Genomic DNA, 13,971 nt, shown 5'->3' with positions numbered 1-13,971 from the left:
GAGTCTCTCGTTGTCGTTAGTCTGCTGTAGCAAAACGGCAAAATAAAACTTAGCTTTCACACACCAGAAACGTCGACGTGTGAGAAGTGTATTGAGAGGAACTCGTATGGCTGATATTGGAATGTTTGCATCAACATTTTTTGCGGGCGCGCTTTCGTTTTTCTCGCCCTGTATTTTGCCTGTATTACCTGTATATATTGGTCTTTTACTCACCGAGGATGGAACAGTTGCTTTGGTGATACAGCGCCGTATTGCAAATACTCTTGCATTTATTGCAGGTATTTCGATAACCTTTTTTGCCCTAGGTTTTGGAGCGGGATTTTTTGGCGGTGTGCTTTCAAATCCTCTTCTGTCAGTGGGACTTGGCTTTGTTATCTGCTTGTTTGGCCTGCATCTTGCAGGAATTCTTGTTATTCCTGCTCTAGATACCGAGAAACGCGTTGATATGCAACACATTGATGCCAAACATGTGGGTGGCGCCTTTTTGTTGGGTCTTGCTTTTTCCTTTGGTTGGACACCTTGTATTGGTCCTGTTCTTGCCACAGTTTTGGCTTTAGCAGCTCAGCAAGGAAATGCTTTGCAGGGAGGACTGCTTTTAGTGGTGTACTCGCTGGGATTATCGGTACCCTTTGCAGTACTTGCTCTTGGCTCTTCAGTGCTTTTAGAAAAAGTACGCCAACTTAACAAATATACCGAGCTTCTCAAGAAGATTGGCGGTGTATGCATTGCCCTTTTGGGAGCGTGGATGGTGATTTCTCAGGTAGGTGGCCTTGGTATGCCTATGAAAAGCATGGACACCCAAACACAAGATTCCCACAGTAAGATGCAGCAAGGTGATGGTATGAATGATAGTGAAGTGGCACAGTCTATGACTGAATGGAAGCAAACATCGCTTAAAACGCTGGATGGTAAAACACTGACGCTCGAGTCTCTTAAGGGAAAACCTGTGTATGTAAAGATGTGGGCAACATGGTGTCCCGCCTGCCTTAACGGTCTTGACGAATTTACTCGCGTTGCTGCCGAACACGAAAAGAAAGGCGATATAGAGGTTGTCTCGGTGCTTTCTCCGGGTCTTGGATCGGAGCTTTCTGAAGATCAAATTATTAATTGGGTAACCAAGCAAAAGATTACTGCGCCTATCTTGATGGATAACACGGGTACGCTGCTCAAGGACTTTGATATACAAGCATATCCAACGTCTGTATTTATCAACTCTAATGGAACGATTGTTGATAAGCGCATTGGCGATGTTCCTACAGCTGAGCTGGAAAAAATTCTTAGTTCGTTAACGTAGATAAGGCGATAAGGCTATGAATAAACACATTTCTCTGCCAATACTGGTGTTAGTTGCGGTGGTTGTGGTTGGTATTGCCATATATGTGACGAACAAGCCACCTCAGATGCATGATAGTGAACTTGAGAAAAAGCAGGAGGCTGCAATGGCAAAAATCGATACTAATAACCTGCATGAAATATATTTTGCAGGGGGTTGTTTTTGGGGAGTCGAAGAGTATTTCTCGCGCATTCCAGGTGTATATGATGTTGTGTCAGGCTACGCTAATGGGACGACCAAAAATCCTAGCTATGAGGAGGTATGTTCGGGTAAGACAGGACATGCCGAGACCGTACAAGTGCGCTATGACCCCTCAATAGTGAGTCTGGAAAGTCTTACCCAGCAGTATTTTAAGATTATCAATCCGCTTAGTGTTAATCAGCAGGGTAATGATCGTGGAAGTCAGTACCGGACAGGAATGTACTTTGTAGATGAGGCCGATAAACCTACCTTGCAAGCGGTGTTTGATGAACAGCAAAAACAGTACGGCACAACGCTTGCAGTAGAACTCACAAAGCTTGCGGAGTTTTATCCAGCAGAGGAATATCACCAGGATTATTTGAAGAAGAACCCTCATGGATATTGTCATATAGACTTTAGCTCACTTAAAGACGTGAAACTCAATAAGGACGTGGATGGTTCTACTGTTCCTAAGGTGGATGCAGCGCGTTATCACAAGCCCTCCGATAGTGAAATTAAGCGTATGCTTACACCAGAGCAGTATGAGGTTACTCAAAAAGCTGGTACTGAACCCGCTTTTTCTGGAGAGTATCACGATAATCATGAGGCTGGAATCTACGTAGATGTTGTTACGGGCGAACCTCTGTTTTCTTCAAAGGATAAGTTTAATTCGGGTTGTGGCTGGCCAAGCTTTGTACGACCAATAGACCCTGATGTTATTAAGGAATATAAAGATACGAGCTATGGAATGGTAAGAACCGAAGTGCGCAGCCGTGTAGGAGACTCTCATCTTGGGCATGTGTTTAATGATGGTCCTCAAGAGCAGGGTGGACTGCGCTATTGTATTGATAGCTTAGCGTTAAAGTTTATTCCCTATGAGTGTATGGAAGCTGAAGGATACGGTGAGTTTTTAGCAGCTTGCTCGCAATATAGCTGGAAATAGGCTAGTAGAAAGAGCGCATATAAACGCAGAAGAAGTAGACTTCAAAGCTATTTCTTCTGCGTTTTTTAAAGGTATGCTACACTGTCTTGCTTTGTTATGAGTGTGACACTACGTAAATGTTTGTCATATGCAACTTTTTAAAATAGGTTAAATTTCATTTTCTAAAAGATATACGCTATTATCTGTAGCTCTATAAAATTTCTGCGACTCTATTTCTCTTTTAGTAGAAATTCTCATACATTTTTTAAAACTATTTATTCAAAATTGCGAATAGGAATTATTAGTAATGAAGTAGCAATTTGCATGCTATCCAATAAGGTTGTTTAAATAAGAACGGCTAATCGGTAGAAATAAATCGGTGAATGGTTTAAATAATCCGCTCACCGCCCCAAAAAAGCCATTTGCGTTACCAAAATTGTTAAGTCATTTACTTTCACATTGTGTCACTCCCGACAATTTATTCATTGAGGAGGTAATTCAACCACAACCTAGGATTGTCAGAGCGCTTTGCTGTATCTCACGAACGTTGTCGTATATCACGCATAGGAGGTAACACATGGCATCAACCACAGCTACCGTGGCAAGCACTACTGCTGAGCAAAAGAAGCGTAGCCTTGATCAGGAGTTTTTTCGAAAAGGTATTTTAATCGCTCTTTTCTCTAGCCTTATGTATGGCATCTATACTGCTTTTATTACAGCAGGTGGAAGTACGAGTTTGTGGCTTGGATGGCTCGATAGTATTGATCCTGCGGGCTTCTTAGCAATTTTTATTCTTCCTACCGTGGCAAGTGCTATCAATGATAGTTGCAGTGCTCTTTGGGCGCTTGGTATCACGGCAAAACAGGGAAAACTTGCAGATTTTGGTCGTACTGTTCCCACCAAGCCTGGCATTATTATGATTGTAAGTGCCCTTGTAGGCGGTCCCATTGCAACCGTTGCCTACATCATTGCTCTGTCTCAGGCGGGAACCATTGTAGTTCCTATTGCTGCACTTAATCCTGCAATTGGAGCAATTCTTTCGCGTATCCTGTTTAAACAGGAACTTGGGCTTCGCAAAATGATAGGCATTGCTGTCTGCGTCTTTGCGGGTCTTATGATTGGCTCTACGAGCCTTACTGGCGATGCGTCTTCCAATTTGGGATTTGGTCTCATGCTTGCGTTTATCGCTGCTTTAGGCTGGGGTGCCGAAGGCTGCATTGCAGGTTATGCTAGCTGCATGATTGATACCCAAATTGGTATTACCATTCGTCAGTGCGTTTCGGGTATCTCAGAATTGTTTGTATTGCTTCCAGCTATGGCGCTTATTGGTGGTGTACCAATGGGTGACACTATTGGTTATGTAACTAGTGCTCTTACAGATTTGCCTACGATTGCATGCTTTATTGTTGCTGGTTTTGCAGCTTATAAATCTTTTGCCAGTTGGTACCGCGGCAACTCGATGTGTGGTACTGCTTTGGGTATGGCCTGCAACGGTACTTATACCTTTGTTGCTCCTCTTACAACCTGGATTATCGTGGGTGTCATCATGAACATCGACGGCTATGCCTTGGCACCTATTGCTTGGGCTGCAGCGTTTGTCATGATTGTTGGCATTGTCATTATTGCCGTAGATCCCCTTGAGTATCTAGGAAAGAAGGAGGAGGCATAATGCGTCCACTTAACTATGCAATTCTCAAATACTTTACTGAGGTTGAAGAAGCCAGTGCCGATGACGTAATCATGGCACTTAAAAGTGAGTACTCGGGCTTTTCTGCCTTCACGCACGACAAGGTTCAAGAAGCGCTTATGACTGCCGAGAAAAATGGACTGGTTGGGGAGTCTCGCGTTGACCTTGACGATAAAGGGGACTTACGTGTCTTTTATGCCGCAGATTCCGAGCAGCGAGACACCATCAATTCCTACATCAAGTAGTGAGGAGTATTCATGCGCTATAAGGGAGAAGAGGCCATAGGCCTTATCGAAACAACGGGTATGGTACCTGCACTTTATGCAGCAGATGCAATGCTCAAGGCAGGTAATACAGAACTCATTAGTTATGAGAATATCGGCTCGACGCTTGTAACTATTGTTGTTAAAGGCGACGTAGCTGCTTGTGAAGCTGCGGTTAAAGCGGGTTGTGAAGCTGCATCCAGTATTGGCACGCTTACGGCACATAACGTTATGCGCCGTCCTGTTCCACCTGTTGGTGACGTTATTTCTGTTCATGACGTGGATTACAACTAGGAGGTACGTATGGCTCACGAAGGCATAAATGCACTGGGCGCCATAGAGACCTTTGGCCTGGTCTGGGTGCTTGAGGCAGGCGACGCTATGTGTAAAGCAGGCGACGTTACACTCATTGGCTATGAAAATACGGCTTCGGGTTACATCTCCATTTTAGTAGAAGGAGATGTCGCTGCCTGCAAAGCAGCAGTAGCTGCAGGCATCAAAGCTGTAGAGGATTTGGGCGCAGAGGTTTACAGCTCCGTTGTTATTCCTCGTCCTCATCCAAGCCTTAAGAAGATTACCGATAAGTACACTATCGAGAAGCTCTTGCCCTATTAAGGAGGTGTCACGTGTCTCTTATCGATAATGATCTTCTATCCATACAGGAGGCGCGTATCCTCCTTGAGCACGCTGCTGAGTCTGTTGAGACTTTGGACTGCTTGCCCATGACTTTGGTTGAGAGTTTTCTTGTACGTTTACGTGAGGGTTTATACCAGAATGCTCATGCTTATGCAGAACTTGCTTTTGACGAGAGCGATTATGGTAATCCTCAAGAAGAGGCTCAGCTTATAGAGTGGGTTCTTACGGATGTGCTTGATGATGTATGCAAGCAAACGCCGGTACAAAAAATTGTTTGGGATAATAAATCTGCGGCAGTGTATTTGTCCAAGGGAGTTGTGGTATCACTGCTTCCAGATTGGCTGGCAATACCTACGTTGCTTTCGCAACTGTTGTATGCGGTACGCTCCAAAAGTCCCATTGTTTTTTCAGCGCGTACACGGGTGCATGAGAGTTGTCGTCGTGTTATGGCAGATGTACTTGCTATTGCACGTTCATGCCATTATCCCGAAGAGGCTTTGAGTTTCTTGCAAGTGGGTTGTCCTGAGGGTGAGGACTGGGTTTGTTCGCAGCCTTGTGTAAGTGTCTTGATAGATTCTCGTGAAAATACACGCGAGAATCCATACAATGCGTACGGCAAAGATGTTTACTATGCATCTTTGGGTAATAACCCTGTTTTTGTTGAGTCAACAGCTGATATTGATGCTTGCGCTCAAGAAATTGTGCTGGGTAAATCGTTTTGTTATGGCATGCTTCCAGGAGCTGAGCAATCGATTGTTGTTGAAGCACAGGTGGACAAACAGCTCCAAGGTGCTCTTCGGCAAAAGGGTTGTTACTTTTTAGACGATGAAGAAGCAGATCGTCTTGGCGCGCTGCTTTTCATGCCTGATGGCAAACCCTATCCGGAACTCATTGCTAAGTCTGCAGAAGATCTTGCTCGCAGAGCTGCTATTGCAGTGCCAACTCATACCAAAGTGCTCATAGTGCGTAAGCCCTATGTGAGTGAGCAGAGCTTCTTTTCTAAGGCTAAGTATGGTCCCGTGCTTTCCTACTATGTTGAGGAAAATTGGCGTACTGCTTGCGAGAAGTGCATTGAGCTCATTCTTAACAGTGGACATGGTAATGCACTGTCAATTTTTTCGAATAATCCCGAAGTGGTTCAGCAGTTCATTCTCAAAAAGCCTGTTGGACGTGTACTTGTAAATGTCAGTACCGCTCTTGGCAGCATTGGCAGTCACACAGAACTTCCTAAGACATTAACCATTACAGGCTGGGATCGTGCTACTACCTCAGCTTTAGGCGTTACGTATGGCGATTTTGTAAGAAAACGCCAGGTAGGTGTAGGCAAGGATATGCAGCAGCATGACCTTATAAAACGTGCAAGTTCGTCTGATCATGCACCTACAGTAGCAACAAAAACAAAGTCTTTAAGCGATAAGGCTCATATGTCGCAAGACAACTGTGCGGAATCGATTGATTGGTTCTCTGGCTTGCTAGAGTCCATGAGAGATAACTAAAAAAGGAGTAAGGATGGATATCAAGGAGTTTGCAAAAGAACTTTCCGAGGCCACCAAAACAATGAGCGCTGAGGAAAAGCACGCTGTACGCGAGATGTTTGCGAAAGTTTCCGATCAGCTGGATATGCCACTTCATAGTGAGCCCTGCACAGAGGATGGTCCTACCGACATCCCTGAGGGACCTACTCAGCGTCATGCCCGCCTAAAGGAAAACTACCTCAAGCAGGTTCCTAGCATTACCACGTTCCGTGCTCGTGCGGTTACCGAAATTATGAAGGAAAACCCAGGCATGCCTAAGATTGAGCTGCGTGCTAAGGCATTCCGCCGCTGCTGCGAAACTGCTCCTTTGGTTATTCAAGATGATGAGCTTATCGTAGGTGCTCCTTGTGGCGCTCCACGTGCTGGTGCCTTCTCTCCCGATCTTGCATGGCGTTGGCTTGAGGAAGAGCTTGATACCATTGGCGATCGTCCTCAGGATCCTTTCTATATTTCTGATGAGGACAAGCGTTATTGCCGTGAGGTGCTTTTCCCCTTCTGGGCTGGTAAGTCTCAAGACGAGGTTTGTGAGGACCAGTATCGTGAGGCAGGCGTATGGGAGCTTTCTGGCGAGTCCTATGTATCTGACTGCTCATATCATGCCATGAGTGGTGGTGGCGACTCTAACCCTGGTTTTGACGTTATTCTTATGCGCAAGGGTATGCTCGATATTCAGGCTGAGGCAAAAGAGCATCTTGCCGAGCTTGATTATGCTAACCCAGATGATCTAGATAAGATTTACTTCTATAAGTCGGTTATTGACACTACCGAAGGCGTCATGATTTATTCAAAGCGCCTGAGTGAGTATGCAGCACAAAAGGCTGCGGCTGAGCATGATCCAAAGCGTAAGAGTGAGCTAGAGAAGATTTCTGAAATTCTGGCTTATGTTCCTGCTCACGCACCAAGGACTTTTTATGAGGCTATGCAGGCAGTATTTACGATTGAATCCTTGTTGCCAGTGGAGGAGAACCAAACCGGTATGTCCATTGGTCGTGTAGACCAATACATGTATCCCTTCTATGAGGCAGACATTAAGGCTGGTCGCATCACTCCTTATCAGGCTTTTGATATTGCAGGCTGCATGCTCATTAAGTTGAGTGAAGTTATGTGGGTTACTTCACGCGGTCAATCCGAATTCTTTGCAGGTTATCAGCCCTTCATCAACATGACCCTGGGTGGTATTACTCGTAGGGGTGACGATGCAACCAACGATTTAACTTACCTGCTCATGGATGCTGCCCGTCATGTAAAGATTTATCAGCCTACGATTGCATGCCGTATTCACAACAAGTCGCCCGAGCGTTACATGCGTAAGATTGTAGATCTTGTCCGTTCAGGAATGGGCTTCCCAGCTTGCCACTTTGACGATACACATATCAAGATGATGCTTGCCAAGGGCGTTTCGGTTGAGGACTCTCGTGACTACTGCATGATGGGTTGCGTTGAGCCTCAAAAGTCTGGCCGTCTGTATCAGTGGACTTCTACGTCATACACGCAATGGCCTGTGTGTATTGAGCTTACCCTCAATCATGGTGTTGATTTGTGGTATGGCAAACAGGTAACTCCAGACCTTGGTGACCTTTCTCAATACAAGACCTTTGAAGAGTTTGATGCGGCAGTCAAGAAGACTATTCAGTATGTTACTAAGTGGACTAATGTCGCTACGGTTATTTCTCAGCGTGTTGCCCGCGATATTGCACCTAAACCCTTGATGTCCATTATGTTTGAGGGCTGCATGGAAAAGGGCAAGGATGTTGCAGCTGGTGGCGCTATGTATAACTACGGCCCCGGTGTTGTATGGACAGGTTTGGGCACCTATACCGACTCTATGGCTGCCATTAAAAAGCTTGTCTTTGATGACCATAAGTACACACTCGATGAGCTTAATGAGGCGCTTAAGGCTGACTTTGTAGGATACGAGAAGATTCAGCAGGATTGCATCAACGCTCCTAAGTACGGCAACGATGACGATTACGCCGATAGCATTGCAGCAGATATTCTGCATTACACCGAGCACATTCATGTGAAGTATAAGACGCTGTACTCCCACTTGTCTGTTGGTACGCTTTCCATTTCCAATAACACGCCATTTGGCGAGATGACCGGTGCCTCTGCAAATGGTCGTAAGGCATGGACACCTTTGTCTGATGGTATTAGCCCCAGCCAAGGTGCCGACCACAATGGTCCTACCGCCATTATTAAGTCCGTAGGCAAATTGCCCAACGACTCTATGAATATCGGTATGGTTCATAACTTTAAGCTTATGAGCGGTATTCTCGATACGCCTGAAGGCGAGCGTGGTCTTATTACGCTGCTTCGTACAGCCTCAATGTTTGGTAACGGCGAGATGCAGTTTAACTACCTTGACAATGAGACACTCATCGATGCCCAGGCTCATCCAGAGAAGCATCGTGATCTTGTGGTACGTGTTGCTGGCTACAGCGCGTTCTTTAATGAGCTATGCAAGGACGTTCAAGACGAGATTATTAGCCGCACCATGCTCACTAGGCTTTAGTCGCTAGTAATACAAGCACGATTAGTACAAGCAAAAACGGTTTTGCGTGGTTTAGCACGCTCACAATGAGATAAGCAGAAAGGGGGCAAAACACAGATGGAGTCTCAACAGGAAAAGGTTGAACGTAAGGTACGTATTTTCAATCTTCAGAAGTACAACATGTACGATGGACCGGGCGTTCGCTCCATGGCCTTTCTTAAAGGCTGCCCCCTACGCTGTAAGTGGTGCTCAAATCCAGAAAGTCAGCTGCGGGAACATGAAGTCATGTTCAAAGCTGATAACTGCGTAGACTGTGCCGCTTGTGTTGAAGTTTGCCCTGTGTCCATTCATAAGATGGTGGATGGCAAACATGTGGTAGATCGCAGTACTCGTTGTATTGGCTGTCGCCAGTGTGAGGAAGCGTGTTTACACAGCGCCCTACAAATTATGGGAGAAGATTATTCCGTTGATGATCTTGTCTGTTTCTTTGAACAAGATGAAGGTTTTTATCGGATGTCAGATGGTGGCATTACGCTTTCTGGTGGAGAAGTTCTAGCACAAAGTGAAGCTGCTTTAGCGATATTTATGGCAAGTCAGGCAAAGGGATACCACACAGCTCTTGAGACCTGTGGATATACACCTACAGAGACGCTCAAGAAAGTGGCCCCCTACGTTGATTTGTTTTTATACGATATTAAGCAGATGGATCCTGTTAAACATAAGTTTTGGACGGGCGTAAATAACGAGCTTATTCTCGCTAACGTGAAGTGGCTGCTTGAAAACGGATATAACGTACGCGTGCGTATGCCACTCTTGAAAGATGTGAACGATTCAAAGGAAGAAATCGATGCTGTTATTGCTTTCTTCCATCCATACCGATATCAAAAAAACTTTGATGGCGTTGATCTTTTGCCCTATCACAAGTTGGGAGTTGGTAAATATAAATCCCTTGGTCGAGATTACGAGATTGAGGGTGATCCATCTCTAAGCAATGACGATTTGAATCGTATTGAGAAATGGATTGAAGCTGCAGACTTCAAGGTTAATCTTGTGAGGCATTAGGGACTATGGAAAAACTCGATCGCATAATACAAGAGTCTGTCCCAGGTAAGCAGGTAACACTTGCTCATGTTATTGCTTCGCCAGGTCCTGGCGTAAATGAGCGAATTGGTGTTGCTGCGGGTGATGCCATTGGTATTCTTACCCTGAGCCCTTCCGAGACAGCCATTATTGCAGCAGATGCTGCCGCTAAAGCAGCATCGGTTGAGATTGGGTTTTTAGATCGTTTTACCGGTTCGGTTGTCATTATGGGCGATGTTCAGAGTGTAGAAGAGTCGCTCCATGTTGTGTGTGACATGCTCCATGACAACCTTGGTTTCTGTGTTGTGGAGGTGACGAAATCCTAATGTCTGCTTACTTTGCATTTATAGGCCTTGATGGGGCAGGAAAAAGTACGCTTGCCGACATAGTAGAGGGTTGCACGTCTGTCCATAAGCACAGAGAAGATTGTTATTACCGCCAAAACACCCTTGAGGTTCCTGGACGCTATGTAGAAAACCACTGGATGCACAACGTCATTCTCATGCTTTTACAAAATCAAGCACATGCATTTGTCTTGCTTTTAGATGGAGAAACGCGTCTTTCGTATTATTCGAGTGGTTTTGCAAGAGCAACAAGAAAGCCTAGCTTGGCTGTGGTTACCAAAGCTGATGTTTTGAATGAAGCTCAGCGCAAAGAGGCCCAAGCGCTCTTAGCTGACACTGGCTGCCAAGACCTGTTATTCCTTTCCACCAAAACAGGTGAAGGAATATGTGAATTTAAACAATGGGTGGCAAAGCAAAAACAAGATGTGCAATTGACCATGAAACAGAGCGGAAACGAGAGGAGGCAGCCATGCATTATATAACAGAAGGAGAACTACGCAGGTCATATGCGCAAGAGCATTTTGATACGTTCAAACTTCCAGCTGGCGCGCGCCTTACACCGAGCGCTCGTCAATTTCTCATAGATTTTAGGATTGACTTCGAATCGCTTTATTACAAAAAGAATGCAGTAAATAAAGAGAAGCACGTTGCGCATGAAGATTCTCATCAAACACAGGCACTTAAAGATGATATGCGTATTTTGGGTGCACGTCTTAGGCTTTTATCGCGCAAGGCCTTAGGTATTAATAACGATACAGCACATCTCTTGGAGTGTGTTGGTAGTGCTTGGCAAAAAGGCAAGCTTGCGCAGGCAGAGTGTTGCTCTGATGATCAGCAGGAAAAATCTGTCTGTAAGACAATGCCTGAGGTAATTCCTTCACTTCCTCTTAATGCGTGCGTTCATCCTGTGTATTTTGAAATGGCAGTCATGTGTGGTGAGCTTTTACGTTTTATTCATTTTTGGAACATGACTTGTTCTGACGAGCATGTTTGTTCAGCCATTAGCTCGTGGACCTGCCAGGCCTCTACAGTTTTTTATGCTCTCAAAGAAAGTATGGAGCAGGTGGAGGAGGAGACGTCCTGTGATTAATATTACATGCGCAAATAAGCTGTTGGACGCTCTTATTAAAACGGTAGATGCTCCCAAGCCTGTTAAAACTGACGAGCTCTATTGTGGTTTAGACTTGGGTACTGCTTTTATCGTGCTTACCGTTATAAACGGTAACGGTGATCCCGTGGCCTGTGCTTATCAGTTTGCCAATGTTGTGCGCGATGGTCTTGTGGTGGATTATGTGGGCGCATGTGACATAGCAGCTACGTTAAAAAAGAACTTAGAAAAGGTCTTAGGTACCGAGCTTATTCACTGTGCTGTTGCCATTCCTCCAGGAACTGAGCAGCTTGATGGCGGTGCAGTAAAAAACGTTGCCGAGAGTACCGGAATGAATGTTGTAGCTGTGTTTGACGAGCCCACAGCCGCTAACCTTGTAATCAATACCCAAGATGGTGCCGTGGTAGATATTGGTGGTGGCACTACTGGCATATCCATCTTTGAACATGGCAAGCTTGTTGAGTGCATTGATGAATCTACCGGTGGAACGCATTTCTCACTCGTTCTTGCCGGAGCTAAGAACATGTCATTTAACGATGCTGAGCTCTATAAGAGAGATGCTGCTCATCATGCAGAAGTTTTGCCCATCGTTGCACCAACCGTTGACAAGGTAAGCTCTATTATTCGGAGCGCATGCCGCAACCGTGAGGTACCTGAGATCATTCTCGTAGGTGGTACAAGCGAGCTTTCGGGTATTGAAGGGCATATCGAGAAGACCCTGAATATACCGGTGCATAAGCCTCATCATCCGATGTTTGTGACACCCTTAGGCATTGCCTTGGGTTGCCGTTTGCACATGCTTGAGGAGGCTAATCATGCTTGATATCAAGATAATCAAAGCCCCCTCCGCTGGAACTATGGCAATCATTCGCCAAAGAAGCGGTGCACGTTGGGATGAAAATTTTAAACCTGCTGCCGTAGGACTTATTCAAGGCAAGCTCATAGAAATGATAGTGGCTAGTGATATTGCCGAGAAAACAGCGGGCGTTGTAGTAACCGACATTCGAGGCTCTTGTCCTCAAAACATGGTGCTACTGGCTATTGCTGGTAATACTGCAGAGGTTATGGCTTGTCTTACGAACATCAAGAACGGAGGTGACGGCACTCATGATTGTGGGTAAGCTTATTGGCTCCATCTGGGCCACGCGTAAATATGAGGAACTTGAAGGCATGAAACTTATGCGTGTGGAGATCTTGGATGAAGACAAAAAAGGACATCACCTCATCTGTGTGGATACGATAAGCGCAGGTTGTGGCGACAGGGTCTTGGTGACTACGGGTAGCGCCGCCTATCACTTTATTAAAGATGAGTTTGGTAAAAACGTGCCGGTAGATGCGGTTATCGTTGGCATTATTGATGAAGATGTGGCTCTGTAGAAAGGAGAGTGAGATGAAGAGGCTTATTTGCGCTCAGGATGTGCTTACGGCATCCAAAAAGCATGAGAACCTCGTGGTGGATTCAAACACTATTGTCACACCTCAGGCTGCAGATGTTGCCAAAGAGTGTGGAGTAGCTTTTGTGCATGCAGAGCAAGGCGATTGCACCAGCAATACAAACCAGCATGCTACTTTGCATGACAACAAGAATGAAGCCGCCGTTTCTGCTGAGGAAATCGAGCGCATTGTAACAGCTGGTCTCAAGCGTGGTATTTGGACTGAAGAAAGTTTGCATCAGCTTTGGACTAAAACGAACAAGGTGGATTTAGACAGTGTGACCATAGGGGTATCTGGTCGTCATATTCATTTGTCTCAAGAACATCTTGATCGGTTATTTGGCAAGGACTACGAACTAAACGTTGCAAAAGAGCTTTCTCAGCCTGGACAGTATGCCGCTAAAGAGTGTGTAACCCTCGTGGGGCCCAAGGGTGTTATTCAAAACGTTCGTGTGCTGGGACCAACCCGTAAGCAAACGCAGGTTGAAGTACTTGCTGGCGATACTTTTAAACTGGGCATACCGCAAGTGATTCGTCTTTCTGGAAAGCTTAAGGGAACCCCAGGCATTACGGTGGTTGGTCCTAAGGGAACGGTAGTTCTTTCCGAAGGTGTCATTGTGGCAGCACGCCATATTCATATGTCTTGCGCTGAGGCATCTGAGCGTGGTTTACGTGACGGTCAGATAGTTTCCATACGTTTTGATGGAGAGCGTGCAGGGCAGCTTGACAACGTAGCTATACGTGTGACGGAAAACTCAGCATTGGATTGTCATATCGACACTGAAGAGGCAAATGCATTGCATATAGCTAATGGTTCTGTCGTACAGATTATTAAGTAGGGCAACAACGTACACATAGGTACGCAAACAACAGGAGGATAAGATGTCCAACATTACACAGGCACTCGGTATGGTAGAGACCAAGGGTTTGATCGGAGCCGTAGAGGCAGCAGACGCCAT

At 45.5% G+C, this 13,971-nt stretch carries 16 protein-coding genes; all 16 read left to right on the top strand.

The window, feature by feature from the left end; all coding sequences use genetic code 11:
* The first annotated feature begins 106 nt into the window (after positions 1-106).
* The 16 genes from G469_RS0107195 (at position 107) to pduL (ending at position 13,851) form a co-directional block, all read left to right on the top strand.
* The gene (locus G469_RS0107195) at positions 107-1,294 is read left to right on the top strand and encodes a cytochrome c biogenesis protein/redoxin (protein WP_035425444.1); all 1,188 of its coding nucleotides are present in this window, start codon (positions 107-109) and stop codon (positions 1,292-1,294) included.
* A gap of 16 nt (positions 1,295-1,310) precedes the next feature.
* Entirely contained in the window at positions 1,311-2,456 is a 1,146-nt protein-coding gene (gene msrB / locus G469_RS09240) for a peptide-methionine (R)-S-oxide reductase MsrB (RefSeq protein ID WP_028264476.1), read from the top strand.
* A gap of 556 nt (positions 2,457-3,012) precedes the next feature.
* Positions 3,013-4,104 carry a membrane protein gene (locus G469_RS0107185; RefSeq protein WP_035425443.1) on the top strand — a complete coding sequence of 364 codons (1,092 nt, stop codon included), beginning with the start codon at positions 3,013-3,015 and terminating at the stop codon, positions 4,102-4,104.
* Positions 4,104-4,367 (top strand): hypothetical protein, encoded by a 264-nt coding sequence (locus tag G469_RS0107180; RefSeq protein ID WP_028264474.1) that lies wholly within the window; start codon positions 4,104-4,106, stop codon positions 4,365-4,367. The genes G469_RS0107185 and G469_RS0107180 overlap by 1 nt, the downstream gene beginning before the upstream one ends.
* Before the next feature lie 12 nt (positions 4,368-4,379).
* Positions 4,380-4,679, top strand: a complete 300-nt coding sequence (locus G469_RS0107175) for a BMC domain-containing protein (protein WP_028264473.1) — start codon at positions 4,380-4,382, stop codon at positions 4,677-4,679.
* Between the two features lie 9 nt (positions 4,680-4,688).
* Positions 4,689-5,000 (top strand): BMC domain-containing protein, encoded by a 312-nt coding sequence (locus G469_RS0107170; RefSeq protein WP_028264472.1) that lies wholly within the window; start codon positions 4,689-4,691, stop codon positions 4,998-5,000.
* A gap of 11 nt (positions 5,001-5,011) precedes the next feature.
* The gene (locus tag G469_RS0107165; protein ID WP_028264471.1) at positions 5,012-6,517 is read left to right on the top strand and encodes an aldehyde dehydrogenase family protein; all 1,506 of its coding nucleotides are present in this window, start codon (positions 5,012-5,014) and stop codon (positions 6,515-6,517) included.
* Between the two features lie 13 nt (positions 6,518-6,530).
* Entirely contained in the window at positions 6,531-9,068 is a 2,538-nt protein-coding gene (cutC, locus tag G469_RS0107160) for a choline trimethylamine-lyase (protein WP_028264470.1), read from the top strand.
* A gap of 96 nt (positions 9,069-9,164) precedes the next feature.
* Positions 9,165-10,109 (top strand): choline TMA-lyase-activating enzyme, encoded by a 945-nt coding sequence (cutD, locus tag G469_RS0107155; protein WP_028264469.1) that lies wholly within the window; start codon positions 9,165-9,167, stop codon positions 10,107-10,109.
* A gap of 5 nt (positions 10,110-10,114) precedes the next feature.
* Positions 10,115-10,453, top strand: a complete 339-nt coding sequence (eutS, locus tag G469_RS0107150) for an ethanolamine utilization microcompartment protein EutS (protein WP_028264468.1) — start codon at positions 10,115-10,117, stop codon at positions 10,451-10,453.
* Positions 10,453-10,953, top strand: a complete 501-nt coding sequence (locus G469_RS0107145; protein WP_028264467.1) for a EutP/PduV family microcompartment system protein — start codon at positions 10,453-10,455, stop codon at positions 10,951-10,953. The genes eutS and G469_RS0107145 overlap by 1 nt, the downstream gene beginning before the upstream one ends.
* On the top strand, positions 10,941-11,561 hold the full coding sequence (locus G469_RS0107140; protein ID WP_028264466.1) for a hypothetical protein: 621 nt from the start codon (positions 10,941-10,943) through the stop codon (positions 11,559-11,561). The genes G469_RS0107145 and G469_RS0107140 overlap by 13 nt, the downstream gene beginning before the upstream one ends.
* Positions 11,554-12,402: an ethanolamine utilization protein EutJ gene (eutJ, locus tag G469_RS0107135; protein ID WP_028264465.1), complete on the top strand. Its 849-nt coding sequence runs from the start codon at positions 11,554-11,556 to the stop codon at positions 12,400-12,402. The genes G469_RS0107140 and eutJ overlap by 8 nt, the downstream gene beginning before the upstream one ends.
* The gene (locus G469_RS0107130; protein ID WP_028264464.1) at positions 12,395-12,700 is read left to right on the top strand and encodes a BMC domain-containing protein; all 306 of its coding nucleotides are present in this window, start codon (positions 12,395-12,397) and stop codon (positions 12,698-12,700) included. Before eutJ ends, G469_RS0107130 begins: the two co-directional genes overlap by 8 nt.
* On the top strand, positions 12,687-12,956 hold the full coding sequence (locus G469_RS0107125) for a EutN/CcmL family microcompartment protein (RefSeq protein WP_028264463.1): 270 nt from the start codon (positions 12,687-12,689) through the stop codon (positions 12,954-12,956). The genes G469_RS0107130 and G469_RS0107125 overlap by 14 nt, the downstream gene beginning before the upstream one ends.
* A gap of 13 nt (positions 12,957-12,969) precedes the next feature.
* Positions 12,970-13,851, top strand: coding sequence for a phosphate propanoyltransferase (pduL, locus tag G469_RS0107120; protein ID WP_084522338.1), 882 nt, complete (start codon positions 12,970-12,972; stop codon positions 13,849-13,851).
* Positions 13,852-13,971 lie beyond the last annotated feature (120 nt).

It is taken from the genome of Atopobium fossor DSM 15642 (assembly GCF_000483125.1).
Classification (GTDB): Bacteria; Actinomycetota; Coriobacteriia; order Coriobacteriales; family Atopobiaceae; genus Atopobium; species Atopobium fossor.
This window is presented reverse-complemented; position numbering and strand designations above follow the sequence as displayed.